Annotated in this window: 21 protein-coding genes and 2 pseudogenes; 9 read left to right on the forward strand and 14 right to left on the reverse strand. The window is 57.9% G+C overall.

Features of this window, described 5'->3' with window-relative positions:
- Nucleotides 1-306: 306 nt before the first annotated feature.
- The 5 genes from BST95_RS12745 to BST95_RS12770 form a co-directional block, all read right to left on the reverse strand.
- Nucleotides 307-1,968, reverse strand: a complete 1,662-nt coding sequence (locus BST95_RS12745; protein ID WP_229801882.1) for an arylsulfatase — start codon at nucleotides 1,966-1,968, stop codon at nucleotides 307-309.
- Nucleotides 1,969-2,350: 382 nt separating this feature from the next.
- A complete protein-coding gene (locus BST95_RS12755; protein WP_084199946.1) occupies nucleotides 2,351-2,926 on the reverse strand; it encodes an HdeD family acid-resistance protein in 576 nt (191 codons plus the stop codon).
- 21 nt (nucleotides 2,927-2,947) lie between these two features.
- Nucleotides 2,948-3,844: a YegS/Rv2252/BmrU family lipid kinase gene (locus tag BST95_RS12760; protein WP_084199948.1), complete on the reverse strand. Its 897-nt coding sequence runs from the start codon at nucleotides 3,842-3,844 to the stop codon at nucleotides 2,948-2,950.
- A 52-nt stretch (nucleotides 3,845-3,896) separates the two neighbouring features.
- Nucleotides 3,897-4,427, reverse strand: coding sequence for a disulfide bond formation protein B (locus BST95_RS12765; RefSeq protein ID WP_169843936.1), 531 nt, complete (start codon nucleotides 4,425-4,427; stop codon nucleotides 3,897-3,899).
- 138 nt (nucleotides 4,428-4,565) lie between these two features.
- Entirely contained in the window at nucleotides 4,566-5,285 is a 720-nt protein-coding gene (locus BST95_RS12770; RefSeq protein WP_084199952.1) for a pseudouridine synthase, read from the reverse strand.
- An 18-nt stretch (nucleotides 5,286-5,303) separates the two neighbouring features.
- On the opposite strand from BST95_RS12770, the gene BST95_RS12775 reads away from it, so the two are divergent.
- Nucleotides 5,304-6,242 carry an LLM class flavin-dependent oxidoreductase gene (locus tag BST95_RS12775; protein ID WP_084199954.1) on the forward strand — a complete coding sequence of 313 codons (939 nt, stop codon included), beginning with the start codon at nucleotides 5,304-5,306 and terminating at the stop codon, nucleotides 6,240-6,242.
- On the opposite strand, the gene BST95_RS12780 is transcribed toward BST95_RS12775, so the two are convergent.
- Genes BST95_RS12780 through BST95_RS12795 form a run of 4 tightly spaced genes read right to left on the reverse strand, consistent with a single transcriptional unit; the run spans nucleotide 6,202 to nucleotide 10,648 of the window.
- Complete coding sequence (locus BST95_RS12780) at nucleotides 6,202-7,680, reverse strand: acyl-CoA carboxylase subunit beta (protein ID WP_084199956.1); 1,479 nt, start codon at nucleotides 7,678-7,680, stop codon at nucleotides 6,202-6,204. The two genes, BST95_RS12775 and BST95_RS12780, sit on opposite strands and share 41 nt — an antisense overlap.
- Nucleotides 7,677-8,909 carry an MBL fold metallo-hydrolase gene (locus tag BST95_RS12785; protein WP_084199958.1) on the reverse strand — a complete coding sequence of 411 codons (1,233 nt, stop codon included), beginning with the start codon at nucleotides 8,907-8,909 and terminating at the stop codon, nucleotides 7,677-7,679. Before BST95_RS12785 ends, BST95_RS12780 begins: the two co-directional genes overlap by 4 nt.
- A 7-nt stretch (nucleotides 8,910-8,916) precedes the next feature.
- Nucleotides 8,917-10,185 carry a sulfotransferase family protein gene (locus BST95_RS12790; protein WP_084199960.1) on the reverse strand — a complete coding sequence of 423 codons (1,269 nt, stop codon included), beginning with the start codon at nucleotides 10,183-10,185 and terminating at the stop codon, nucleotides 8,917-8,919.
- Nucleotides 10,186-10,195: 10 nt separating this feature from the next.
- On the reverse strand, nucleotides 10,196-10,648 hold the full coding sequence (locus BST95_RS12795) for a VOC family protein (protein WP_084199962.1): 453 nt from the start codon (nucleotides 10,646-10,648) through the stop codon (nucleotides 10,196-10,198).
- 121 nt (nucleotides 10,649-10,769) lie between these two features.
- Here BST95_RS12795 and BST95_RS12800 point away from each other — a divergent pair, with 121 nt between their 5' ends.
- From BST95_RS12800 to BST95_RS20600, 4 genes and pseudogenes are all read left to right on the forward strand, one after another.
- Nucleotides 10,770-11,516, forward strand: a complete 747-nt coding sequence (locus BST95_RS12800) for an SDR family NAD(P)-dependent oxidoreductase (RefSeq protein ID WP_084199964.1) — start codon at nucleotides 10,770-10,772, stop codon at nucleotides 11,514-11,516.
- 2 nt (nucleotides 11,517-11,518) lie between these two features.
- Nucleotides 11,519-12,181, forward strand: a complete 663-nt coding sequence (locus BST95_RS12805; RefSeq protein ID WP_084199966.1) for a TetR/AcrR family transcriptional regulator — start codon at nucleotides 11,519-11,521, stop codon at nucleotides 12,179-12,181.
- A pseudogene (locus BST95_RS12810) lies at nucleotides 12,181-14,194 on the forward strand (DUF3604 domain-containing protein). Before BST95_RS12805 ends, BST95_RS12810 begins: the two are co-directional and overlap by 1 nt.
- A gap of 127 nt (nucleotides 14,195-14,321) precedes the next feature.
- Nucleotides 14,322-15,095 (forward strand): annotated as a pseudogene (locus BST95_RS20600) (oxidoreductase); the annotation flags it as partial.
- Nucleotides 15,096-15,584: 489 nt separating this feature from the next.
- Here the strand turns inward: BST95_RS20600 and BST95_RS12825 are convergent.
- Genes BST95_RS12825 through BST95_RS12835 form a run of 3 tightly spaced genes read right to left on the reverse strand, consistent with a single transcriptional unit; the run spans nucleotide 15,585 to nucleotide 18,804 of the window.
- On the reverse strand, nucleotides 15,585-16,685 hold the full coding sequence (locus BST95_RS12825; RefSeq protein WP_084199972.1) for a Zn-dependent alcohol dehydrogenase: 1,101 nt from the start codon (nucleotides 16,683-16,685) through the stop codon (nucleotides 15,585-15,587).
- Between the two features lie 11 nt (nucleotides 16,686-16,696).
- Nucleotides 16,697-17,860, reverse strand: coding sequence for a sulfotransferase family protein (locus BST95_RS12830; protein WP_084199973.1), 1,164 nt, complete (start codon nucleotides 17,858-17,860; stop codon nucleotides 16,697-16,699).
- On the reverse strand, nucleotides 17,857-18,804 hold the full coding sequence (locus BST95_RS12835) for a DUF1214 domain-containing protein (RefSeq protein ID WP_240500191.1): 948 nt from the start codon (nucleotides 18,802-18,804) through the stop codon (nucleotides 17,857-17,859). The genes BST95_RS12830 and BST95_RS12835 overlap by 4 nt, the downstream gene beginning before the upstream one ends.
- 329 nt (nucleotides 18,805-19,133) lie before the next feature.
- On the opposite strand from BST95_RS12835, the gene BST95_RS12840 reads away from it, so the two are divergent.
- Nucleotides 19,134-19,544 (forward strand): nuclear transport factor 2 family protein, encoded by a 411-nt coding sequence (locus BST95_RS12840; RefSeq protein ID WP_169843937.1) that lies wholly within the window; start codon nucleotides 19,134-19,136, stop codon nucleotides 19,542-19,544.
- Here BST95_RS12840 and BST95_RS12845 read toward each other — a convergent pair.
- Entirely contained in the window at nucleotides 19,541-21,268 is a 1,728-nt protein-coding gene (locus tag BST95_RS12845; RefSeq protein WP_084199977.1) for a gamma-glutamyltransferase family protein, read from the reverse strand. The genes BST95_RS12840 and BST95_RS12845 overlap by 4 nt on opposite strands.
- A gap of 150 nt (nucleotides 21,269-21,418) precedes the next feature.
- Here BST95_RS12845 and BST95_RS12850 point away from each other — a divergent pair, with 150 nt between their 5' ends.
- Both BST95_RS12850 and BST95_RS12855 read left to right on the forward strand, forming a co-directional pair.
- Nucleotides 21,419-22,258 carry a sulfotransferase domain-containing protein gene (locus tag BST95_RS12850; RefSeq protein ID WP_084199979.1) on the forward strand — a complete coding sequence of 280 codons (840 nt, stop codon included), beginning with the start codon at nucleotides 21,419-21,421 and terminating at the stop codon, nucleotides 22,256-22,258.
- Nucleotides 22,259-22,443: 185 nt separating this feature from the next.
- Nucleotides 22,444-22,977, forward strand: a complete 534-nt coding sequence (locus BST95_RS12855) for a hotdog fold domain-containing protein (protein WP_084199981.1) — start codon at nucleotides 22,444-22,446, stop codon at nucleotides 22,975-22,977.
- A 6-nt stretch (nucleotides 22,978-22,983) separates the two neighbouring features.
- Here the strand turns inward: BST95_RS12855 and BST95_RS12860 are convergent, their stop codons facing one another.
- A complete protein-coding gene (locus BST95_RS12860) occupies nucleotides 22,984-23,574 on the reverse strand; it encodes a pyridoxamine 5'-phosphate oxidase family protein (protein ID WP_084199983.1) in 591 nt (196 codons plus the stop codon).
- 91 nt (nucleotides 23,575-23,665) lie between these two features.
- Between BST95_RS12860 and pdxR the strand changes: the two genes are divergently transcribed.
- Nucleotides 23,666-25,111 (forward strand): MocR-like pyridoxine biosynthesis transcription factor PdxR, encoded by a 1,446-nt coding sequence (pdxR, locus tag BST95_RS12865; RefSeq protein ID WP_084201164.1) that lies wholly within the window; start codon nucleotides 23,666-23,668, stop codon nucleotides 25,109-25,111.
- Nucleotides 25,112-25,198 lie beyond the last annotated feature (87 nt).

The raw sequence follows: 25,198 nt of genomic DNA on the forward strand, positions 1-25,198 counted from the left end.
TGCGGCCTCCCTTCTGGTGATTTGGACGAACTGGAAAAATACTGCAAGCCGGCAAGTGTGCACGAAGCAATTAAACTTTTCGCAAAGGTGCACATTGGGCCTAGGCCTGCACTTAAAATTGAGTGATTGCAGTCATGACTATGCTTGGAGTGTGGCAATACCTGCACGTCACAGTTCGAAGCCTACAGGCTTTACCACCCCTCGCTGTGACACCTCCCCAGGGTTGAACCCTGGGAGAGCGTCTGAAAGGGTAATGACTGCGGGACCTGCATCAGGCATTCACTAACGCAAAACGCCTGTACCGCATTACTGCCGGGGCTTATTGACAAACTGTTCGACAACATTTGACATATCAAAGGTTTTGCCACCCTGTACGGGTGGATATTCTGCCAAGGTCTGCAAATGCTGTTCCATCAGTTCGCCCATTGGCTGCAGCAACCAAGAGACTTTCTGCAGCAGATGACCGTATGAATCCGAGTTGCTATAACTCTCATAAGGGTCCATGCGGATATTGAAGACAAGCGGAACGGTTCTAGGAATCACGTTAGCGTAGTAGTCTTCTTTAGTCGAAAAATGAAACTTCCATGGCCCCATCCGAACCGCCGTGAGCTTACTCTCGTAGTAATGGAAGATGTGGTTGCGATTTGATACGTCTGTCTCACCTAACCAATATCTCAGATTGTTCACGCCATCGATGTACTGCTTCTTCTCTTTCATCATTTTCTCAGCGACGTCCGGAACGCCGGCTGCGGCAGAGAGTGTGGTGAAAAGATCTTGATGACCCTGAATGCCCGTCAGCTTACTGCCAGCAGCGATTTTGTCGGGCCATCGCACCATCAAAGGAACCCGTACGCCGCCTTCATAGGTTGTCATCTTCTCACCGCGGAAGGGTGTGGTGGCACCATGGGGCCATGACGAGTGCTCTGGACCGTTATCTGTGGAATAGAGGACAATGGTATTCTCACTCAAACCTTGATCATCCAGCCAGTCGAGGACGATACCCATATCATGATCATGCTGAAGCATGCCGGCGCCGTGGTAATCTGCCTCGCTGGTAATCGTTTCAACTCTCTCCAGCCACTCGTTACCAATCCGGGTGTAGAGATGCATACGACTGGTGTTCAGCCAGACAAAGAAGGGTTCATCAGCCGCTTTCGCATCTGCCATAAAACGTAATGCCTTGGGTATGACCTCTTCAGCATCGAAATTCTTCATGCGCTCCTGCGTGAGCGGACCGGTATCTTCAATCGTCTGTTTTCCGATCCGGCCAAAACGAGGCTCGACGGTTCGGTCCGTTTTCGTAGTCGCATAGGAGTGGATCACACCCCGCGTGCCGAACTTTGCCTCATAGGTTTCCAGATCGCCGGAATAAGCTTTCGCAAAATTCTGGTAATCGCGCTGCTCAGACTCTTCCTGTGTATTCAAGTGATAAAGGTTACCGAAGAACTCGTCGAATCCATGAACCGTCGGCAGGTGCTCGTTACGATCGCCTAGATGGTTTTTACCAAAATGTCCGGTGCGGTAGCCCTGCGCTTTCATCACCTCCGCCAAAGAAGGAGACTCCTTCTGTAAACCCAGTGCATCACCTGGCTGGCCTACCGTTGTCATGCCTGACCTAATTGGATACTGGCCGGTGATAAAAGCAGCTCGACCGGCCGTGCATGAAGGCTGTGCATAGTGGTCCGTAAACAAAACCCCTTCGGTCGCGATTCTGTCTAGGTTAGGGGTGCTATACCCCATCACGCCATGATTATAGGCGCTGACGTTAGACCAACCGATATCGTCACCCCATATAACGAGAATATTTGGTGGGGCTGCGTAAGCCACAGTTGGGAGTACCAACAACGCCATTACCCAACTAACCTTGAGACATTTTTTGAACATTTGTACGTACCTGTAATCATTATTAACCCATGTAGAGATAGCACCAACTTCTCTCCAAATCCAGAAAAATAAATGCTCGGTCACAATAAATAGGCCAACGACCAAAGCTTGACGGGTTTGCCGGAAGAAAACGGGCGCTTAGCCACTTCGCAGGTGTTTCTCTTTGCTGCCGGGCCCGGAGCAGGCCCGCAACAACTATGAAGACGCAATGGGCATTGCGCACATTTTCCATTCCCATAGCCATGGAGCAGCACAATCAACGGCATCGCCCGAGCATAGGCAGGCTCAGGAATAAACACATGGGCATCACGCGTTTGGGTACGAATGATATGGCGGGGAGCAGCAGAATCCTGAGTAGTGGCTTCGCTGCCCTGAGCCCGCTCAGCAAAGACGCTGAGCGAGAGCAGTGTAAAGCAGATGATGGGGGCACTGGTTGGAATGGAACGGCCCCTGAGATGCAACAGCGTTAGGCGGTGGCCCGGTCTATCTCCTTATCGATAGCCTTCGCCGCCCCGCGCGCCATGGCGCCAAAGGCAATCATTGTGAATCCCGATACCAGCAGGCGGATGCCTACCATAAGCCCGACCAGCCACACCGCGGAACTGGGGAACTGGTTATAAACCATGATGCCCAGTATTAGTCCGATAATGCCGTTGAAAATCAACCAGCCGGAACCTGGCTCCGGCCGCCAGCGAATACCCTGGATAATGGCGAATACACCGTCCACCATAAACCAGACGGCGAGGAAGAGCGTGATAGTGGCCAGCCCTGCGCCCGGCTGGGTCATGAGCGCAATGGCGCAGATGCCTGCCAACAGACCAAAAGCAAATCGCAGCACCCCGCTGCCGAATGAATGCGATTGGAACGCAAATACCAGCTGTGCAATCGCCGTCACCAGCAACACCAGGCCAAGGCCGATGGTGATGGCTACCCCGGTGGCGAACGGCATGGCGATCGCCAGAATACCCATTAATAATACGGCGATACCCAACCAGGTGGCCGTCCGTGTGCCTGCTTTCGTAACGTCTGTCACTGTGCCCATGAGAAATTCCTCCCTGAGCAACTAATAGACGACATCCAGAGCACTGTCAAAAACCTCGAAGCTGAAGCGATGACCCGTAATCGGTTCTCCGTCGAGATTAATATGGAGGAGTTGCTCTGATTCGAGCGTGAAAGCTTTTGCCTGGCGATACATCACCAGCGTATTGTCCGGGTTCAGCGGCGTCTGGATTTCTGCCAGCGCCCTGGTAGGGTCGGTTAGCGCGCCCTCTGTGAGTAGCATCAGATCCAATAGTCCGTCCGCCGGGTCCGCTGCCGGCGCTACCTCGAAGCCACCGCCGGCGAGCCGACTGTTGCCGACCGCCATTAACAGCATACTGTAGGGAATGGCAGGTTGGTCCGGGAGCAGCAAGGCGCCGGCGTAAGGTTTCATATCCCACAACTTCACCAGACCGTTGAGGGTATAAGCCAGGCCGCCGAGGTGGCGCTTAATATCTTGTGGAGTGGTTGCGGTTACCTCTGCGCCGAATCCGCCACTGGCAACATTGATAAAGTGACGACCGTTAACAGCCCCTATATCCAGTGGCCGGGGCTTCCCTGTGGCGGCCAGATACAAGCAGGCCTCAAGATCGTCACAGGGTAATGCCAGACCATGAGCAAAATCATTGGCAGTGCCCAACGGCAGAATGCCCATACTGACGCTCTGGCCAGTCTTGCGATAATTGACCACTGCATCTGCGACTGCATTGAGAGTGCCGTCCCCTCCCCCGGCAATAATGCGGCTATAGCCTTCCCGCAAAAGCGCTTTCACCTGCTTGCGCTTATCGCGTTTGTTCCAGGGAATCCGCACCAGCAGGTCTACCCCGCGCCGGCGCACTGCTTTAACAGCGGCCTTTACCTCCGGGCGATTGGCGGATTTGCGATGTAGCAGCAGTACCGGTTGTTGCTTGCGTTTTCTCATCGCAGGACGAGACCTCTCTTTGCGTAACCGAGGAACATTGTCGTAGTGCGTGTTATGCCGGCTTGCGAATGACCAGCCCCAGCGCCAACACCGAAATGACCACCAGCACCGAGGATGCGGCCACCAGCATTTCTGCCATGGTGATCCCAAGTGGCATCATCGGGGTAAACCCACACAGGGTCTTTACCTCAAACATTGCCGGAAACCACGCATCCAGTGCGAACCAGTCGGGGAAGTTGAGAAAAATTTCACAGGTGCCGTCACCGCGCCGGTTCTCAACATCCCAAAGGAATTTACAGCGCTCCCAAAGACCAGCCATACACACGATGGCCAGCACGTGGCCGTTAACGTTAAGCCACTTTCTTGCGGGCAGCACACACATCACTATGGCAAGCAAGGTAAACGCTGCCACCCAGATGCGGGTGTGAATACACACCTGGCAGGGAGGATCGCCAATCACATACTGGTAGTAGAGGGCCACAGCCTCCATGAAAATGCCGAGCACTGCCAACGCGGCCCAGTAGCCTTTGCTGGTGAAAAATGCGGCAATCGAGGCCCAGATGCTGGTGGCGGATGTGTTCATAAAATGCTCTCTCTTGAGCGCGCTAGTATAACGGTTAATCCACAATAAATATGAACAGCTTGTGGATGACTCTTGTAGAACCCTAGGAAAACCGGCCACAGGCTGCGTCAGCATTGGCCTAGCGGGACACTGGTCAGATCATGACCATTGCGCCGGCAGCTGCGGCGCAATCGCTTTTGACTGCCCGGGCGCCAGTGCATCGTCGAGTTCAAAGGGGCCAATCGCATAACGATGCAAGGCGAGCACTTCATTGTTAAACCGGCCGAACATGCGCTTGATCTGATGATAGCGCCCTTCGCTTAGGGCCACGTCGGCCTGGTGAGTTCCGTCCGACGCCAAGGGTGTCAGCCGCGCGGGCCGTGTGACTATATCTTCAAAGCCGAAATGCATGCCCTTTGCAAAGACGGTCACCATGTCCGCTGTCACCGGGTCGCGCAATGTGACCCGGTAGCGCTTGATCACGCCCGAATCGGCGTCACATAACCAGCGAGAAAAGCGCCCGTCATTGGTCAGGAGCAGCAAGCCCGTCGAATTAAAATCGAGTCGCCCGGCGATATGCAGGTCTGTATCCCTGCCCTCTTCGGGAATGAGATCCAGCACGGTAGTGTGGCGGCTGTCACGAGTCGCACTCACTACGCCTGCTGGTTTATTCATCATCAAGTAACGGGGCCGCAGGTTCTGGAGAATGTCACCGTCCACCTCCACCCGGGTGAACGGGCCGATGCGGTGATTGGCATCCGCGGCAATATCGCCGTCGATGCGAACCCGACGCTGGGCGAGAAGATGCTTCACGCTGCGGCGGGGAATCCCTTTGCGCGCACTGATAAATCGATCGAGTCTGGCGTGTTTTGACGGCATACGCGCTATTATACTGGGATGACACAAGAAACAAGATTACATATCGGCACCACACCCTGGGACTGGTCGGCGGTCAGGGAAGGCCCTGGCATATCCGAACAGGCCCGTACCGCCGAACAGTACGGCTTCGATTCGTTCTGGCTTCCCGAGAGCCACTTCAGCGGCGGGCGCAGTGTCCCCGCCCCGCTGCTATTACTGGCCGCAGCAGCGGCAGCCACCTCGCGAATTGAACTGGGCTGTGTCTCCTACCTCTTGCCAATACGCAACGCGGTGCTGGCCGCCGAGGAAATTGCTGTGCTGGACCGATTGAGCGAGGGCCGTCTTATCCTCGGCCTCGGGCGGGGTATTGCGCCTGCGATGTTTGAAGCATTCGGGATTGATGCTGGCGACAAGCGCGAACTGTTTGCCCAGCGTCTCCAGCAGATCCGAGATCTGTGGCAAGCCGATGGTGCGCTCGGGCTTGCTCCCCTGCCCCTGCAGACGCCGGAGCCCAGACTTTGGGCGGCGGCCCTTGGACCCAAAGCCCTGCAACAGATAGCCTCCCTGGGGCTGCCCTATCTGGCATCCCCCCTGGAGTCTTCTGACCTTCTTGCGCAGAATTTGGCTGCGTATCGGCGCAATGCGCCGGCCGAGGCTGTGCGCATCACCCCTATTATGCGCACCGTTTTCATCGCTGAGAGTAGCCGCGCCGGCAAAGCGCTTGAGGAGGTGCTGGCCCGACAACTGCGCGCTGCCGGCAAGTTTGCCGATCAGCAGATAGAAGACGTGGCAATTATCGGTTCAGCGGAATCCGTTCATGCACGGATCGACCTATACCGGGAAGCGCTGGGTATGACACACCTGATCTTGCGCGCCGGCCTCCCAGGTGTGAGCGCCATCGAAGAGCTGGACAGCGCATGCAAGCTGCTAGAGATGTTCAGTCAGCCGAATACGGATGTCGATGCAATACATCGATGATCTCATCGCGCAGCGACACAGGACTGACAATTTTATCGAACGCCATAGAATCGGCCGGAACCCACGCGCCGGATTGAATATCCAGCATTCTGGCTGACTCATCCGCTGTCGCCTTGGCAGCGGCATCGCCGCCAATCGCTGGCACGCCCCCCAGTGATACCGAGGGCAACGCGAGGTTAATCGCCTGTCCGTCCCAGGGGTTCATGCCCATCGCCGAAGAACCAAACCCAAACCCCTTGCGCAGCGTCACGACAATTTTCTGACCCCGGTAGCGACGCTGCGCGGCAAACATCTTACCGGCCGCCTTGAGAATGCCGTCCCGTTCCGATTGCGGTCCGGGCATCGCGCCGGGGTTATCCAGCATAAACACCAGGGGCAGACCAAAGTGGTCAGCAACTTCAATAAAATGGGCAGCTTTCTCTGCCGCCTGCGTGGTAATGGCACCCGCCAGCGCTGCCGGCTGATTGGCGATGACCATTGTCGGTATACCACCAATCCTGGCAAGAGCCACAACCAGCGAGCTGCCATAACCCGGCTGAAGTTCAAATACGGTCTCTCGATCTGCGACGGCGTCTATCACCCGCCGCACGTCATACGCTCTCTGGCCATCAGGGGGAATTATGTCGAGCAATGCATCCGTCGCGCACTTTTCGGCGCCCGGTTGTGCCTGCGGTGCTGTGGTGCTTGCACCGGCGACCAGGCCTACAAAATAGCGCGCCTGGTCGAAGGCCTCGTCCTCCGTGGCGGCTACATTGTGAACCACCCCGCTCTGGGTTGCGTGCATCTGCGCGCTGCCCAGCTCCTGTGGCGAACACTCGATACCCAGCGAGGCTGCGACCAGTGGCGGCCCCGCGGTAAACAGCGCAGCGTCCTCTAGCATGATGATGAAATCGGCGAACATACCCGTCAGGGCGCCGTGCCCAGCCGATGGGCCCATGATCATGCTGACCACAGGTACTTTTCCCTTGAGATCAGCCACCAGTTGTAGGTCGTTTGGCGTATTCGGATAGCGCTCGAAGCCGTTACTGGCGCGCTCCCCGGCACCTTCAAGCATGAGCACCAGGGGCAGTGATTGCTGTGCGGCCAGCGTTACCAGACGTGCCCGTTTTGCCGCATTGGCATGCCCGATAGAACCGCCCTTTACCGTAAAGTCCTCAGCCAGGACCACCACTGTCTGGCCGTGCACCGCGCCGGTACCTCCCACCACACCGTCTCCCGCCAACGGCGGTTCTCCATTGGGGTGATTGCCGCCGGCAAGGGCACCTATTTCGTTGAATGAATCCGAGTCGAGAAAACGCGCAACGCGTTCGCGCGCAGTCAGCCGTCCCCTGCCATGCTGCCGGGCAACGCGTTCCTCGCCGCCCATGGCTTCAGCACGCGCCTGGCGCTGGTTAAGATCCTGCAGCAGACTTTGCCACTGTTCCCGGTTGCTACTCATGACAGGCCACCTTGATGACGAAGCCATGATTGTAACCAGAAGTTATCGCTTTGCTCGAGCAGGGCAGCGTGAATACGCTCGTAGAGCACCTTGGCGTCGCCGCTCGTGTGAGGCACCAAGTCGAGCAAATGCAGAGCCTCTATCAGTTCTCCTGCCCCGGCCTTCTCTTCGGCACGCTGGACCACTGCGCTTGTGCCGCCGGCCATCTCGACGAGGTCTGCATGAATGCTGCTCGCTGGCACGGCATAGAGTTCTGTGGTGGAGCGATGGTGGAACCAGCCGGCGTAGCTTTCCCAGATCGCGCGCACACCCCAGGCGACCTTGCCGTAGCCCTGCCCTACCTCCAACTCTGGAGGCAGGCTGATGTCGCACATAAGCGTATGAACATCTTTGCCGGCGTTCATGCCGGCCACGGTCTCGTCGTGCACATGCATAATCGCACCGTATAGGGCGTCGAGCTCATCTGCGATTAATTGTGCACCTCGCACCGGACCGTGGTGCCCATAGCAAATCATCTCGGGTTCTAGATCACGAATGCGCTTCACGGCTTCAGCCACCACCAGTGCATCTCGATAACGATCCCCGCGTATCGTGACCAGGTTAGGAAAGTGTCCGAAGGGGCAGCCAAACAAATTACCCGTAAAGCAGATCTTGTGCTGCGGCAGCCAGACGATGACCGAATCGTTGGTTTCGGCGCCGGGAATGGCTATCACCTCGAACCGGGTATCCCCAACCTCAAAGACATAGGCGTCTTCAACCAGCACATCTGGCTGCGGCGTATCCTGCGCCGGGAAGTTGGTATAATCCTGTGATTTATAGTACTCAAATGCAGCGGCGAACTTCTGGGTAAAAGCGAACGCAGAGCGCCCGGCACGAAACGGCGCCAGGCGCGCGTCGTAGGCCTGATGCTCTGGGTTGAGTGCGCCGGCTATGACTTTCAAGCCGGGGTGTTGTTCGCGGAAATAGGCCGTGCCACCCACATGATCAACATGTCCCTGGGTGAGCACCAGCGCCTGCACTGGCGACGTAGAAAAGTCGCGAAAATTGGCGCTGATCACCGGTGCTTCCATGCCCATGCCCGTATTGATCTGGACCGCTCCGGCGCTTGTCTCAACCAGGTAGGCATTGGAAAAGGCCTCGGACAAAACGATAAAATCATTGATTCGCTCGCCGCCAAATCTGGCCGGGTTTGGCTCAACAGGCCGCTGCTTGTATATCGGGTTACGCATAGTGAACTTACTCGCCGGCCTCAACCTGGATGGGGAATTGTTCAAAGTAGAAATCGAAGCGTTCACGAAGCGCGGCCGGTGTAACACCGAACTGACCAGCCAGGTCGTAAACAACTTTGCCATGCTTGCCGCGTGGATGCGCCTCAATAAAGGCCTGTAGCTCTGCCTTGGCCTGCTCGGTCATGGGTAATCCTGCCCGTGCATAAATGGCTTCCACCATGCCCAGATCATCGGCCATGAACTCGTGGAAGAGCACATCGATACTGCGCTGTGGATCGAGGGCCGGACGATCCCGCATACAGGCCCTCAACAGGTGCTCTACCCGATCCGCCCAATAGTCGAGGATCGCCGGCGGATCGATGGATTCACGCGACATTCTCTGGCCATATGCCAGCATGGTCACCGCGGATTGAATGACCGATACCGGGTCACGATGCGTCACCGCGATCGTGGCATCGGGAAACACCGCCTGCAAAACCGGCAGTTGCTCGAGGTGCTGCGGACACTTGAGCACCCAGCGGGTGTGGCTGCCATCGTCACCGTCCTGCCAGGCCAATATCTTGAGTACGGTTTTCATATACTCGTAGTGCGGCGTCTGGTCAGAGCGATAGTAATGATCACGCCACTGTGGGCTGTGACACAGCCATTCAAAGTTATAGGACGCGAAGTCGGGCCCCATTAACTCCAACTCCTCATGGATGTGATCGGGGTCCATGGGATGCATCGCCGCCAGATGTGGCACAGTCTGCTCCGTGACCGCCCAGGCGTCGGCACAGCGCTGGTAGCGTGGATCGGTGCCGTCAGGCAGAGGCTGCTCACCGGGCACGGGTACCGGCTCATAAGACTCCCACAGCGGCAGTGACCTTAACCGACTGTCGGCAGCCATCAGATTAAGCAAATGTGTCGTCCCCGAGCGGGGCAGCCCCGCCACAATAATGGGCTGCTTAATCTGGATATCGTGTATTTCCGGGTGCTTGTTAAGCACATCCTGAATGAGCAGCCTGCTGCGGGCGTACAACAGCAATTTATTGCGCAGACTGAGGCGGCCCAGATTATTGAGGCCGGTGTCAGCCCCCCACTCCGCACAGAGCAGATCAAGTCGGGTGCGAAAATCTGGGTCGCCAAAATCGTTGAGGGCCAGCGCTTCGCTGGCCTCATCAAGGATTGCTGCAGCATCGAGCTCGACATTCAGTGTCCTGCCGTAGTCGTGGATAGATTGCTGCAGATCGTTCAGCTGCGGTGCAGCCAGGTCATCGATATGAATGCTGTTGGTCACGGCACTGGATCTACGCGGAATGATTTTCAAACAATTCCAGGATCACCGGATCGCCATCGCGTTCCAGATAAGAGGCCGCCATGCCCTCTGCAAATCGCTTGTACCAGATTTGCTGGTAGCCATGTGTCGCCAACTCCTTTACTTTCGCATCGACATCGACGACGACGAAACGCAGATGATGCAGGCCTTCATGCCCTGCCTCGAGAAACTCCTTGTGCGGTGTCTCACCAGACACCCACTCAATGAGTTCGATTTCCACATCACCGCTGTTACCGAAGGCAATCTTCAGAGAACTGACTTCGGGGCGCCCCCGATAGTCCCACTCCATATCGGCAGCCTCCATCACGGTAAACTCGCCGAATAAGGGCTGATAGCGCGCTACTGCTTCTTCCAGGTTTTTCACGACAAAGCCGATCTGGTTGACGGGCGGCAGATCAAGTTCCGCTGCGACCGTTGTCTGCATAAGGCTTCTCCTACTAAAGCACCGGGGATTTAGCGAGAGTAAAAATCTAGAACACTTGTTTTATTAATACAAGTGTTTTAGTTTTTTATGGCAAGCGTATTTAAACCAGAGGCAAACGGATATGGCAGGCATTCAATACGACTACCGCGGGGCTAGCGTGCTCGTGACCGGCGGGACCAGCGGCATCGGTCTGGCAACAGCGCGGGCTTACGCCGACACAGGTGCCGACGTTACTATAACCGGGCGCAAGCAAAGTGCGGATCAGTACGATGTCGACCTGACCGGGCTGACCTATCGCCAACTTGATGTAAACAGCCGCGAGGATGTCATTGCCTTGGCATCTGACCTCGGCCGCCTGGACATTCTGGTCAACAATGCGGGCGGCGCCCAGGCCGATGAATGGGGGCACAATGGCTTTGAGCAATCCCTGAACGTCAATCTCAATAGTGCTTTCCATTTGAGCCAGGCCTGCAAGTCATTGTTGGCCGCGAGCGAATTCAGCGGCGGTGCCAGTGTGATCGGGATTGCCTCGATGACCACGTTTTTCGGATTCGAATGGACGCCAGGCTACGGCGCTGCCAAGGCTGGCCTGTCGCAGCTCATGAAAACCCTGGGGCTAAGCTGGGGCCCGGAAGGCATCCGGGCCAATGCGGTAGCCGCAGGCTTTACCCGTACAGGACTCACCGAGCCAGTGTTTCAGCACAACCCGGAGATGGTAGAAGGCATGTTCTCCCGTCAGGGCCTGAAGCGGGCGGGCACGCCAGAAGATATTGCGGGTGCCGTATTGTTTTTGACCTCCCCCGCCGCAGCATGGATCACTGGGCAGACGCTGGCCGTCGATGGCGGCTACTCCACCGGTATGGGCTAGGCATGGAAAAACGCGAGCAAAACAATGCACGCACCCGTCAGCGCCTGCTGGAGGCCGCCGTGTCCCTTTACGGCAGCCGCAGTATTGACTCGGTGTCACTGCGCGAAATTGCCCTGGCCGGCGGACAGAAAAACCCGAATGCGCTGCAATATCATTTCGGTGATCGCGACGGCCTGTTACAGGCGATTGTGGACTTTCATGCCAGTGGTATCGGCGCGCGCCGCCAAGCTTATTTTGAGCGGGCTGGCAGCGGCGAGTGGCCGCCGGCGGAGGCGGTATCCCGCTGCCTCATTATGCCGATTATTGAGTATGTTGAGGCCAATGCAGCCGGACTGGACTTCGTCAATATTGTCTCGCAGTTGGCGACAAGCAACCACGGCGTCTATGGCCTGGGGAGCCCTGCGGCCGTCAGCTTTCCCCGTCCGGCTGCGCTGGCTGAGCTGTTCGACGCAGCCTTCGCAGGGCTGCCGCCCGAACAGATACAGCAGCGTATCTACCTGATTGTTGACACGGCCTTTCATGCCATTGCCAACATTTTCAAGGCCAGCAGGGAGCTCCCGGCACAGAGCCCGCTGGCTGATCGCCACGCCTTGTGCGAACAGCTGTTAGCCATGGTTCACGCTTTTATTGTCACGCCCGCTATCTCTGGAGCAGACGCCAAGTGATGAAACGTATTGTCCTGGGTGTACTTGGCGTCATAGTGCTCGCCGCTACCTGGCTGTGGCATACCTGGGATCAGCTCTCACTCCAACCCACGGCCAGTGAGTGGCAGCCATCGGCGGCGGCAGCGGCCGCACAACAGCCCCAGCCGCGTGAATCCTGTCGTAATAACAACCCGCTGCGCCAGCCGTTCTTTGGCGACGTGCATGTGCACACCAGTGTGTCCTTCGACGCCCGTTCGCGCGATATGCTCGGTGATGTAGATAGCGCCTACCGCTTCGCCCGCGGGATGCGCGTGCAACTGGCTCCCTACGATGCAGCGGCAGAGGATGCCCGCTTTGCCCAGCTCCCCACAGCGCTCGATTTCGCTGCTGTTACCGACCACGCAGAGTGGGTGGGAGAAGTCTTTGCCTGCTCGCAACCAGAGCACCCCGCCTACACCAGCGAAGCTTGCCGTGCTTACAGACAGAGACCTGAGAGCAATCCGGGCAGCGACGGCCCTTCCGTGGGTGGCGAAGACGCCGACCGGTTTCGCAATATCATGGGCTTTGGGGATCGTAACACAGCGATTTGTGGCCCGGACAACCAGTGGTGCCGGGACGCGCTTAAGCAAGCCTGGGAGATTAATCAGGCGGTGACAGAAGCCCATTACGATCGCAGTGCCGACTGTGAGTTCACTACATTTCACGGTTACGAATACAGTAACTCGGTCTCCATGAGCAAAGTGCACCGCAATATTCTGTTTCGCAATGAGATTGTGCCGGAGTTGCCGGTGTCGTCCCTGGAAGAGCCGGATGTTGTGCGCCTTTGGGAAAAAATGGACACCCTGTGCAACCAGACCGACGGCGGATGTGAGGCTATATCCATACCCCACAACCCAAACGTCTCCAGCGGACGCATGTTTTATGTGCCTTACCGGGACGAGCCACTGTCCGAACAGCAGCGCCTCGCCAGCCTGCGTGCCCGCATGGAGCCGGTGGTGGAAATGATGCAAATCAAGGGCGAATCGGAGTGCCGCCCGGGCATGTGGAATGTGGTGGGCGAAGATGAATGGTGTGATTTCGAAAAAATTCGCGGTCTGGATTGGCAGGCACCCGAGGATTGTGAAGACGGTTACTCCGCTGGCGCCATCATCGGGGTCAACTGTCAGTCGCGCCTCGACTTTGCGCGCTATGCGTTGTTGGAAGGTGTTGCAGAGGAGGCGCGCATCGGCGTCAATCCCTACCGGTTCGGCATGGCGGGCAGTACCGACACCCATAACGCACTGCCTGGCGCAGTGTCAGAGCAGGACTATCCCGGATGCTGCGGCGAGGGCGATGCCACCACCCTCTCGCGCCTGAACAATGCGCCCGGTTTTGCCGGCAAGCCGGTGACCTACCGCAATCCCGGTGGCCTGATGGGCGTATGGGCAGAGGAAAACAGTCGTGACTCGCTGTTTGATGCCATGCAGCGGCGTGAGGTTTTTGCCACCAGCGGGCCCGTATTGTGCCCCGCCTGTTTGCGGGCTGGGACCTGCCGGCATCCATCTGTGACAGTAGCCAGGCTGAGGCAGGCTATGCCGGCGGCGTGCCAATGGGAGCGGTACTGCCCGCGACAGCAAAACAGGACTCCCCCTGTTTGTCGCCAGTGCGGTCGCCGATCCCCGTAGCTATCCACTGCAACGACTGCAAGTCATTAAATTGTGGCGCGGCGCCGACGACGCATTTCACCAGGCCGTGTTCGACATTGCCGGTGGTGATAATGACGCCAGCGTCGACCTCGACAGCTGCGCAACGACTGGCCGCGGCCATGCCGAGTTTTGTGAGACCTGGCGCGATCCGGATTTTGATCCTGCCCAGCCAGCCGTGTACTACACGCGTGTGCTGGAAAACCCCAGCTGTCGCTGGAGCTGGCAACAATGCCTGTCGCTGCCAGAAAGTGAGCGCCCCGAGGCCTGTTCTGACCCTGGCCTACCCAAGATCATCCAGGAGCGTGCCTGGACGTCACCCATCTGGTACCAGGGCGCGTCCGAAGAGTAGTCACGGGCGCGACATAAACCGCCCGGTGGATCCCGGCACGGGTATCGCTGGCTGAACCGTTGAGGTTTGACCTGAACGCGAATACTCCATACCGTCTAATACGCTACCTGCACACGAGATCCTGGCCATGAACGACGATTTAAAACGGGCGTTTTCTCCCGCAAAACTCGGCAAACTCGAGCTGAAAAACCGTATTCTCAAGGCCGCTACCTACGAGGGGAAATCACCGGACGGTGTGCCGGGCGAACTGCTGCTGGATTTTCACAAGCAGATCGTCAGCGGCGGCACAGCGATGACCACCATTGGCTATTGCACGACCGAAGCCGACGGACGCATCAACGATCAGATGACGTGGATGGACGAGCAATTCAGGCCCCAGTACACCGACCTGATCGCCGAACTGAAGCGAACCGCTCCAGGCGTTGCGGTTTCAGGCCAGATGGCCCATTGCGGCAACTTCTCCAAAAACAGCAAGCTGCAGCGACTCAAGCGCCCCATGGGGCCCTCCCGCCAGCTCAACATGCTCGGCATTTCTGCCGGCATGCCGTTTGCGGGTGCCATGAAAATAGCCGACATCGACTACCTGGTGCAGACCTACTACGACGCTGCAGCGTTTATGAAAAGCGTCGGTTTTGACGCCATCGAGATTCACTTCAGCCACGGCTACGGCCTGTCGCAGTTCATCAGCCCCAGAACCAATCGACGTACCGACGAATACGGCGGCTCCCTGGAAAATCGCATGCGCCTGCCCCTGCGGGCACTGGATGCAGTGCGCCGCGCGGTGGGCGACGATTTTCCCATACTGGGCAAAATGGGCATGACCGACGGTGTTAAAGACGGCCTGCAGTTTGAAGAAGCCCTGGAAGTCGCCACCATGTTCGACAAAGCAGGCATCGATGCGTTGATTTGTTCAGGCGGCACCAGCAGTTTCAATCCCATGGTGTATTTCCGCGGTGCCACCCTGGACAAAGGCATGCTGGAAGTAGAAACCAATCCGATCGCGCGGCTCGGCCTGAAATACTATGGCCCGCGCTTGTTCCGCTACTACCCGTACGAAGAAAACTTTTTCCTTGATAAGGCAAAGCAGATCCGAGACCGGGTCAACTGCCAGATGGTTTACATTGGTGGCTGCACTGAACTCGACAGTGTGGCGACGATCATGCGTGAGGGCTTTGATTTTATCCAGATGGGAAGACCACTGGTGAAGGACCCTGCCTATGTAAACAACGCCATGAGCAACCCGAATTACCGCAATAACTGCAGCCACTGCAACAAGTGCGCCTCACTGATCGAGGCCCCGGCGGTATTCGCTGTGTGGAAAACGACGCGGTGCAGGTGCAATAGCACGGCGGCGGAAGGGGCTGATCGCTACCCGCCACCGGCGGGAAATTTATATCTCGATGACGGTACGAATGCCCCGGCCCGATTCCAGATCTGCAAAGCCTTCATTGACCTCGGACAGAGGCCGTCGCGCGGTAATCATGCTCGCCATATCCAAGTCGCCTTTGCGCCACAGGCGCAGCAGGCGTGGAATTTCAAACAGCGAGTTGGCCGAGCCCAGCAGACAGCCACACAACTTTTTTTCCAGCGCCTGAAACAACACCACATTGGGCAGTGTGAGATTTTCTTCCAGAGCGGGTGAACCGACAATTACAGTGGTGCCGCCCATGCGCGTGAGTAACACGCCCTGCTCCACCAGCGCCGCACTTCCCGCGGCCTCAAACACATAATCAACACCAATGCCGCCCGTCAGCGCCTGCACCAGGGCAGCCAGATCTTCCGTTTGCGGATCTATGACGTGGGTGGCCCCAAAATCCGCAGCCAGTGCCCGTCGCTCCGCCACGGGATCCGAGGCGATAATCACCGATGCTCCGGCAATTCTCGCCCCTTGAAGCGCCGCCATACCGACACCGCCGAGCCCGGTCACGAGACAGGTGGCGCCCGCCTCCACCTCCGCGGTGTTGAGAACAGCTCCCACACCGGTTTGCAGTGCACAGCCAATCACACAGGCGACATCCAGGGGAATGTCGTCGTCAATCCTAACCGCGCCAGTGGCCGGCAGCGTCACGTACTCTGCCAACGCACCAATGCCGCAGCCGCGCAGCACCGCCTGCCCTTGGCGACTCAATCCGCTCTCGCCGTCGGGCAGCAAACCGGACATGATGCTCATGGCATTGGTGCACAGGTGTTGCTGGTCGCGCTGGCAGTAATAGCAGTGGCCACAGGGCGCACAGGGTGTTAGTACCACGTGGTCGCCCGGCGCCAGGTGGGTGACGCCAGCGCCCACGGCTGACACAATGCCCGACGCCTCGTGCCCGGGAACCATAGGCCCCATCAACGGTGCCTTGCCAGTGACAAACCCGAGATCCGAGCTGCACAAGCCGCAGTATTTGATGTTGACCTGAACCTCGCCTGCACGGGGAGGAATCACCTCGAGATCATCGACGATCTCGATGGGCTGGCGTGCCGCACTGAGTATGGCTGCTTTCAAGGTGAGCTCCTTCAGCCGCTGATCGGCCAGCGTGGGTCGTCGGCGTAGAAAGCAAACCGCTCCGCAATCATCTGGGCGCTAAGTCCGTAGTCCTGTAAGCGGTACTCGTGTTTACCGTGCTTGCCCTTGGGGTTATTGTCGACATGGGCTTGCATGGCATTGTGGCCAGCGTCGGACATGTGCAAGCTGAAGCTGTCGTATACCTTCTGCACCACGGCCATATTGTCATCGACAAATTCTTGCTGGGAACAATCGATAAAACACTCGCTGGGCAGTTTGGCACGGCTGGCGAGGCCGCGTTCCAGCGACATCGCGTACCACTCCATAACGCTGCGACCCATCTCGGCCATATCGATATGACTGTAATCGCCCAGGTACATGTCCAGCACGACTTTGTTGAGGCTGTTAATGGAGGGGATGACTTTCTGCGGATCGCGGTGACACCAGATGAAGCGCGCGTCAGGGAACACCTCAAGTATCTGTTCAATGCCAAACATATGGGCTGGCGCCTTTAACAGCCACTGCTGCCCCGGGTTGCGCCAGTTCAGCAGTTGCATCACTTTCTTCTGGAACGCGTACAGGGGTGTCAGGTCCTGTGCCAGCAACCAGCTGCGGTAGGGCTCGAGCATAATTTCAAAGCCCAGCTGCACACCGTGAAACGCATAGGCGTGCAGGAGCACGCACTCTTCTGGCGTATCGGCATCCACATAGTGGATTTTGGCAAACTCTGAGTTGCGTGACTCTTCCAGAGCCTTGGCCAGGTAATCATAGCGAGGGTCTTTATCGCCTGGCGCACTGCCGGGCCAGGGATCCGGAAACTGCACTTCCCACTGCAGGGGCGAGCGATTTTCCGGTGCCACTTCCAGCAGATTGAGCAGCGCTGAAGTACCTGATCGCGGCAATCCGGTGACAAAAATCGGCGCATTGATCTCCTGATCTTGCCAACCTTCCACCGTGTTCAGCGCATGCTCGAGTTTCAGTCGGGTGGCTATCTGGTAAACCACGCGCTCGTAACAGCGTTGACGCCCCTCCGGATCGCGCACGTGCTCATCGTAAGTAGCCAGCAGCGCATCGAGCCCCTCGCGGCTGAAGCCATCACCAAGATCGCTGAAGCCAGTTTGTTCATGTGCCGCCGCTATGGCGACTTGTGCCTCAAACAACGGGCCGTTAGTCATACCAGATCTGCCTGCTTCATCACTTTTACGTCCAGCAGCGGATGGTGCTGGGCACCAATCCAGCGCCAACACATGGTGCCGATATTATGTCCAGCTGTTTCCACCCAGTTGGGCAAACCGGGGTCGCGATGCGCAATCACCACCCGCACGCTGCCATCGGGCTCGTAGTGGGCAGTGTGCTTATTGAAATGAATCTGGTGATAGCGGTAATCCAGCGACTCCATCCACCAGTTGTCCAACTGGAAATTCCAGGTCTGGCACTCGGGAATCTCAGGCGCGGTAATCACCATGACCTCATCATCCGCCAGTTCCCAGGCGCTGTGAAAATAGAAAATATTGGGATCTCCGCCAATCGACTGGCAGTAGTCCTGATCCGCAGGAGGCAGATCGTTCATTGTTGGCAGGAAACTCTCCGCCCAGTTTTCGAACATGGTGGCTGCACCGTGTACCCACAGGCTGGCCCCCTGCAAACCGCGCACGAGTTTTTCGGGCGAAAGCGGCCGGGGACGGTCTTCCTCAGCGCCAATGCGCTCAATCTTGAGATCAGCAGCGACTTCGTTGACGCGGTCCTGGAACGTCTGACGCACGGTAATGGAATTTGAATCCTCGCCCATGGGCAGCCAGTTACCTGGCTTTTCGGTGCGACTGATAATGATTTCAAAGCTTCCATCGTCAGCTATTTCAAGCTCGCGATGATCGATATGCCCGGTGACTTCCATGGTGCCACCAGAACCGTACTTGTTGATGATGGAGCTGATACCGAGGTAGTTGACTGTATTGCGCTTGCCGGTGATGCGGTAGTCAAACTCGGAGCGAATAGCGGCGCTTTCATAGCGATTGTCAGGATTATCCGCTCCCAGCTTAATCGTTTCGTGGGCGCCACAGCGCAGCACCGGGAACATGGGATCGGAGAACTCAAGATAACTCTCCAGGCCACCGCGCAACAGGCGTGTCAGATAGCGATACCCCTCTGCCTGGTTGAAAGCGTCCCCGGGGCTTTCTCGCTACGAATAATTCTGCCCGCTTCTTTCAGGGAGTCACAAAACTCGTCCCAGGCGGATCCATCGAGGATCTTCTGTTCGGCATCTGACATAACTCGCTCCTATGTGTGTAATTATTAGTCTTGGGGCATGTTAGCTAATTCCTGATGCTGGCGCGCGGCAGGAACTAACGCTAGAGTCGATTGGTATAAGAATCTGATCGGGGAGAAATGGGTGTCGCTGTTATGCTGACACCAACAACAATGGCATCCCTTGAACCGCGAGAAAACACCATGGCCGAAGAAAATCACCTGGCTGTCCAGGCCAACATGAAATCGATCAAGTACGCCTCTGAGGGCAATAAAGAGGGCTGGTTGGCGCTCTATGCAGACGACGCCCTGGTCCAGGATCCCGTAGGCGTATCCCCGATGGACCCGTCCGGTGAAGGGCATCAGGGCAAAGCTGCCATTGAGGCATTCTGGGACAATGTTATCGGACCATCGAATATCGAAATCACAGTCAACAAACGCTGGTTGAGCGGGCCAAACTGCGTCTGCGTGGCCCAGGTCGCACGCAACGATCTGGGCAATGGCAAATTTTCCGACTGCGATATGCTGGCCGTCTACGTGGTCAATGACGAGGGGCTGATTACCAGTATGAAGGCCCACTGGGACTTCGACGCACTGATAGCACAGCTCAGCTAGGGCGCGATCGAACCCACCGTTCCCTCACGGCGCGGATCCGCCGCGCCGATCAACGCGCCCTGCTCCAGCAGGATCAGGTGAACACCGGAGTTTTCACCCTGGCGTTCTTCCACCGTATAACCGCGTTGCTTGAGCACGCCGGCCAGTTTCTTACCCTGCTCGAGCGCAACTTCTACCCGCACCCGATTGCCCCGGGCAATGATATTGGGATAGGCCACCGCCTCTTCCGGCGAGAGGCCCCAGTCAAGAATCGCCACCATGGACTTGAACACATAGGCCGGGATGGAATTCCCGCCCGGTGAGCCGGTAACCATTTTCAACTGGCCCGCGGCGTCAAACACCATAATCGGCGACATCGATGAACGAGGCCGTTTACCGGGGGCTATCGCGTTGGCCTGGGGTAGCGCATCCGGCTCGTAGGCGCGCGCGAAGTCGGTCAGCTGGTTATTGAGCAGAAAGCCCGCAGCCCATCGGGAGGAGCCGAAAGGCGCTTCAACCGTCGCCGTCATGGACACCGCATTGCCTTCTCCATCAACGATCGACAAGTGCGTGGTTCCTGCCACTTCATCGGTGGTGTCGGCGCTCCAGGTCAGCGCCAGACCATCGTCATCATAGGCTTGCGGATCACCATGGCTTACAGGGGCATCCGGTGCAAAGCGCTGCCCGGCTCGGGCCTGCAAATAGCCTGCGCTCAGCAGGCCTTGAATCGGCACGTCGACAAAATCAGGGTCGCCAAAAAAATGATCGCGATCGGCGTAGGCCAGGCGCTGGGCATCGACAAACGCCGCGAGCTTGTCATCTGTACTGGCGTCGGCCGCCACCAAGTGGTTGTAAAGCGCCATCATCATCATGGGCGCCACCGCAGAGGACGGCGGCGTGGCACCGCACAGCGTTAATGTACGAAACGGAATACAGGTGACAGGGCGCTCTCGCGTACTGTAAGCGGCAATATCTTCGAGACTCAGCGTGCCCGGGTTAGGCTCCAGCCGCGCCCCCGCGACCATGGCCTCGGCAATAGCGCCGTGATAAAACGCCTTGCTGCCATTACGCGCTATCGCTTTGAGGGTTGCAGCATACGCAGGGTTGTCACGCACCTCACCGGCCTGCAGTGGCTTACCTTCCGGGAAGAAGTATTCGGCGGCGCCGGGATTCTCATCCAGACCCGATACAGGTGCTATCCTCGGCAGAAAGCCAGCCAGGCGCGGCGAAACCTCAAAGCCCTTCTCTGCCAGACTGATAGCCGGCTCGAACAGCGTTTCCCAGGGCAGGTTGCCATGCTTGCGATGCGTATCTTCGTAAAGCTTGATCGCTCCCGGTACGCCTACGGCCTGCCCGCTTTGCCAGGCATCGAGAAATCCGAGGGCTTTGCCATCGCGCATAAACATGTCGACACTCACGCCGGCAGGCGCGGTTTCCCGGCCGTCATGAAACAGCGTTTCACCGCTATCGCGCTCATAAACCACCATGAACGCCCCACCGCCAATACCCGAGCTTTGCGGTTCGACCAGTCCGAGTACAGCGTGCGCGGCTATCGCCGCATCGACCGCATGACCACCCTCTTCGAGCATCTGCATGGCGGCGGCCGTTGCATGCGGGTTGGCGGTCGTCGCCATGGCACCGTAGGCCCAGGGGGCAGGCTTGATTTCATCCGTGTGACGGGAACCGGAACAAGCACTGGTGGTGAAAACCACGAGCGCACCGACCACTGCGATGAGCTTTTGCATGACTATCCTTGCTGAAACAGGCGAGGCCCACAGTTATACACGCAAGCGCCGGCTAATGAAATACAGCACAGCCCACGCGGCAGCGTCCCGGCTAGGTTTTGCGATGCTATACTCGCGCCCAATCAATTTTACGAAAGAACCGAGCCTTACATGGGAAACATTGTCTGGATGGCCTCCTATCCCAAATCGGGAAATACCTGGGTGCGCGCCTTCCTGCACAACTATATTCACGATGGGGACGTCCCGTCGGATATCAACCAGCTAAACGATTTCTTTGCCAATGAATCCAATGTGAGCTGGTATCAGCCCCTGAGCAAGGAGCCCCTGGAAAACCTCGATCGGCAGGCCATTTGCCGCATGCGCCCTCTCGTGCAGAAACGCATAGCCAGCCGACGCGCCGGTACCAGCATGGTGAAGACCCATAACTTTCTCGGCGCTTATGAAGGCCTGCCCTTGCACGACATGAGCCTGACCAGCGGCGCCATCGCCATTGTGCGAAACCCACTGGATGTGGTCTCTTCACTGGCAGATCACTTCGGTCTCAACCTTGATGAAGCCGTTGGATTCATGGGCTCCGATACTACCGGCACACCGACAGATGAGAACAATGTCGCCAGCGTACTCGCCTCCTGGTCTACCCACGTCGACAGTTGGACCCGCGATACAAGTGGCGCGACCTGCGTGCTGCGTTACGAGGATTTGCTGCAAAAACCGCTTAAGCACTTTGGTGCCCTCACCCGCTTTCTGGGCTTGCCCCAGGACCGCGGGCGTCTACAACGCGCCATAGACCACTCCAACTTCGCGACGCTCAAACGTCTTGAGGAGCGCGAAGGTTTTGTTGAGCGCAGCCCCAACTCGCAACGCTTTTTCCGCAGCGGCCGCCAGAATCAGTGGCGGGACCTGCTCACACCGCACCAAGTGCAGCAGTTGGTCGATGACCACCGGGCCATGATGGCCAGGTTCGACTATATTCCCCCGACCTATCGATAGAGACTCGACGCAATGAATCAGGAATTCACGATCAGCTCGCGCTTTAATGGACCGCCGGCCTCCGGCAATGGCGGCTATAGCTGCGGTGTCATTGCCGCGCATGTCGAAGGACCGGCCAGGGTTCGCCTTATGGTCCCCCACCCCTGGATACGCCGCTGCAGGTTGTCACCGGCGATGACGGCGGCGTGCAACTCCTCGCCGGCGATACGCTGGTGGGCGCTGGCAGCCCGTGCACCATGGATTCGAACATTCCGCCCGCGCCATCACTGTCCGAGGCTGAGGAAGCAAGCAAGGGCTATCCCTGTTATCACGAGCATGTGTTCGGTACCTGCTTTGTGTGTGGGCCCCATCGCGCTGCTCACGATGGGCTGGAACTGTTTCCCGGCCCCGTCCACAACTGGCAGTTAATCGCCTGCCCCTGGCAGGTGCGCGACGATTTATGCGATGCGAGCGGTCATGTCCTCGAGGAAATTCTGTGGAGCGCGCTGGACTGCCCGGGCTACTTTGCGGCCATGGGCGGCGAACTGCGCCACGCCGTTCTCGGCCAGCTCGACGGCGAAATCCGTCAGCCTGTCTGCGGTTCTGAAACGCTGGTCGTCTACGCCTGGCCACTGGGTCACGAGGGCCGCAAGCACTACGCGGGAACCGCGATTGCATTGCAGGACGGCACTGTTGTCGCGCAAAGCCGGTCCATCTGGATTGAACTGAAGTCCAGCTAACTGCAGTTACGTTTCGCTGTGATACGGACACACCGGCACTGTGCCGTGCCACACCGGCAGTGACATGTCCTCAGGCTCCTCGTTCGGTCCACCGCTGCGCGACTTACCCGCACCCTCGACAATCTCCAACTCTATTAACGCCGTGGCCCTGCGTTCCTGGTCGCTGGGCGGTCTGACCTTGTCCCAGCGCCCCGCCTCAAGCTGGTTAATGCACACAGAAAAAGCGCGGTCAAAGTCCTGTGGATCGATGACACGTCTGCCGCGACAATAAACAACCGCAGAGCGATAGTTGGCGCTGTGGTGATAGGCGGATTTGGCCAACACCCACTCCTGGCACTCGGCAAAGGAAATGCACACCTCCCCGCCGGCCTCCAGCAGGCGCTGCAGTCGGCTCTTATTGAGTGTGTGGAAGTACAGTGCATCGTCCACGCGCCACACCGTCATGGGAATCACGTGCAACTGGTCTTCCCAGGTGAAGCCGATGTGGCCTAGTTTGAGATCATCAATCAACCGGTAGATCGCCGCCTTTTCATAGGTCGCCCGCTGCCTGGCCCGTTTAACCGTGGCTCGTTGACCGTGCGCCAATTGTTGTTCCATGCGTCGCCTCTGACGTGGAGAGTTGAACCGCCATGCTATAGAATATTGGCACCTCAAAAAGACCCAATTCGTATATATTGATGGGACCAATATGCAAATCCCAGCACTGAGTGATCTCGCGCTAATCGCAGACCAACCTCTGCAGCGCCAGCTCTACCAGGCCTTCAGCCTCCGTATCAGGGATGGATTGTGGCGCGAGGGCCAGCGGCTGCCAGCTTCTCGCCAAATCGCCAGCGACCTGGGCGTCAGTCGCAATACCGTAACCGGCGCACTGTCCCAACTTATCGCCGAGGGTTTTCTGGTGGCACGTCCCGGCAGTGGCACGTTTGTGGCTGCTGGCTTCGAACGGCATCAACCCGAAGCCGTCAATTGGCAACAACAGCCACAACTACCAGGGCTTTCCCACTACGGCACCGCCCTGGCCGCAAAAGCTATGCCCGAAGTGCATGCCCAGCTGCCCTTTACCCTGGGAATCCCTGACCTGCGCGCTTTTCCTCTGTCTGTCTGGAACCGTGTTCAGCGACAGCAACAGGATCGATTGCACCTGTTGGGCTATGACGGGTATCAGGGCTATGCACCACTGCGCGAAGCATTGGCGGACTATCTCAGGGTATCCAGGCAGGTTCAGTGTCACGCGGACCAGATTGTCATTACCCAGGGGGCTCAGCAGGCGATCAGTCTGTGCGCCCAGGTACTGCTCGACCCAGGCGACCCGGTGCTGGTTGAAAATCCGGGCTATGTCGGCGCGCGCAGAGCCCTGCAGGCCCACGCAACGGCACTGACACCGGTGGACGTGGATCATCGAGGGTTACAGCCCGCACAGCTGCCTGCGGCCAGCGCGGCGAAAATCATGTACATCACCCCAACTCACCACTATCCACTGGGCGGCATTATGAGTGCCCCGGACCGACTGGAGCTGCTCGACTGGGCGGCACGCACCGGTACATGGCTGATCGAAGACGACTACGATTCCGAATTCCATTTCCACGGCCACCCGATAGCGGCGCTCCAGGGTATGGCTGCGCAAACACCTGTACTGTACCTGGGCAGCTTCAGTAAAACGCTGTTCCCTGCCCTGCGTCTCGGGTATCTGATACTGCCGGAACCGCTCGTAGGGCCCTTCCTGCATGCCAAGCGCCACATGGATGGTGAATCGCCGCTATTACAGCAAGCCACTGTCGCCCAGTTTGTGCAGGAGGGGCATTTCCAACGCCACCTGCGTCGCATGCGCGTTCGCTACCGGGAAAAATGGGAACACCTGGCGGCGTTGATAGCCAGCGAGCTTGACGGTCTGGCGACGCCAGTTGCCGAAAGTGCCGGCATGCATCTGGTGCTGCGCATTCCCGGCGTGAATGACGACGCCCTCGTTCGCGACCTTACTGACGCAGGCTTCGGCGGCACAGCCCTGAGCAGCTACTACGTTGGCCAGGACCGCCCAACAGGCCTGGCCCTGGGTTTTGCCAACACTGATGAGCGACAGCGTATTGCCGGTATTTGTCGGCTCCGTGAACTGATTCTATCGCACCGTAAAAGCTGAACTTTTTGCCGCAGGGTCTATCATAGTTAAAGCTTCAATCGAGGTAGGCACCTGCCCACGGGGCGGGTACACTGGACCTCAATAACA

The organism is Halioglobus japonicus, from assembly GCF_001983995.1.
Lineage (GTDB): Bacteria > Pseudomonadota > Gammaproteobacteria > Pseudomonadales > Halieaceae > Halioglobus > Halioglobus japonicus.

Excerpts from the sequence above, each read along its gene's own strand:
- BST95_RS12755 (WP_084199946.1), bottom strand. The coding sequence starts at position 2,926 with ATGGGCACAGTGACAGACGTTACGAAAGCAGGCACACGGACGGCCACC.
- BST95_RS12760 (WP_084199948.1), bottom strand. The coding sequence starts at position 3,844 with ATGAGAAAACGCAAGCAACAACCGGTACTGCTGCTACATCGCAAATCC.
- BST95_RS12765 (WP_169843936.1), bottom strand. The coding sequence starts at position 4,427 with ATGAACACATCCGCCACCAGCATCTGGGCCTCGATTGCCGCATTTTTC.
- BST95_RS12770 (WP_084199952.1), bottom strand. The coding sequence starts at position 5,285 with ATGCCGTCAAAACACGCCAGACTCGATCGATTTATCAGTGCGCGCAAA.
- BST95_RS12775 (WP_084199954.1), top strand. The coding sequence starts at position 5,304 with ATGACACAAGAAACAAGATTACATATCGGCACCACACCCTGGGACTGG.
- BST95_RS12780 (WP_084199956.1), bottom strand. The coding sequence starts at position 7,680 with ATGAGTAGCAACCGGGAACAGTGGCAAAGTCTGCTGCAGGATCTTAAC.
- BST95_RS12785 (WP_084199958.1), bottom strand. The coding sequence starts at position 8,909 with ATGCGTAACCCGATATACAAGCAGCGGCCTGTTGAGCCAAACCCGGCC.
- BST95_RS12795 (WP_084199962.1), bottom strand. The coding sequence starts at position 10,648 with ATGCAGACAACGGTCGCAGCGGAACTTGATCTGCCGCCCGTCAACCAG.
- BST95_RS12800 (WP_084199964.1), top strand. The coding sequence starts at position 10,770 with ATGGCAGGCATTCAATACGACTACCGCGGGGCTAGCGTGCTCGTGACC.
- BST95_RS12805 (WP_084199966.1), top strand. The coding sequence starts at position 11,519 with ATGGAAAAACGCGAGCAAAACAATGCACGCACCCGTCAGCGCCTGCTG.
- BST95_RS12830 (WP_084199973.1), bottom strand. The coding sequence starts at position 17,860 with ATGACTAACGGCCCGTTGTTTGAGGCACAAGTCGCCATAGCGGCGGCA.
- BST95_RS12840 (WP_169843937.1), top strand. The coding sequence starts at position 19,134 with ATGGCCGAAGAAAATCACCTGGCTGTCCAGGCCAACATGAAATCGATC.
- BST95_RS12845 (WP_084199977.1), bottom strand. The coding sequence starts at position 21,268 with ATGCAAAAGCTCATCGCAGTGGTCGGTGCGCTCGTGGTTTTCACCACC.
- BST95_RS12850 (WP_084199979.1), top strand. The coding sequence starts at position 21,419 with ATGGGAAACATTGTCTGGATGGCCTCCTATCCCAAATCGGGAAATACC.
- BST95_RS12860 (WP_084199983.1), bottom strand. The coding sequence starts at position 23,574 with ATGGAACAACAATTGGCGCACGGTCAACGAGCCACGGTTAAACGGGCC.
- pdxR (WP_084201164.1), top strand. The coding sequence starts at position 23,666 with ATGCAAATCCCAGCACTGAGTGATCTCGCGCTAATCGCAGACCAACCT.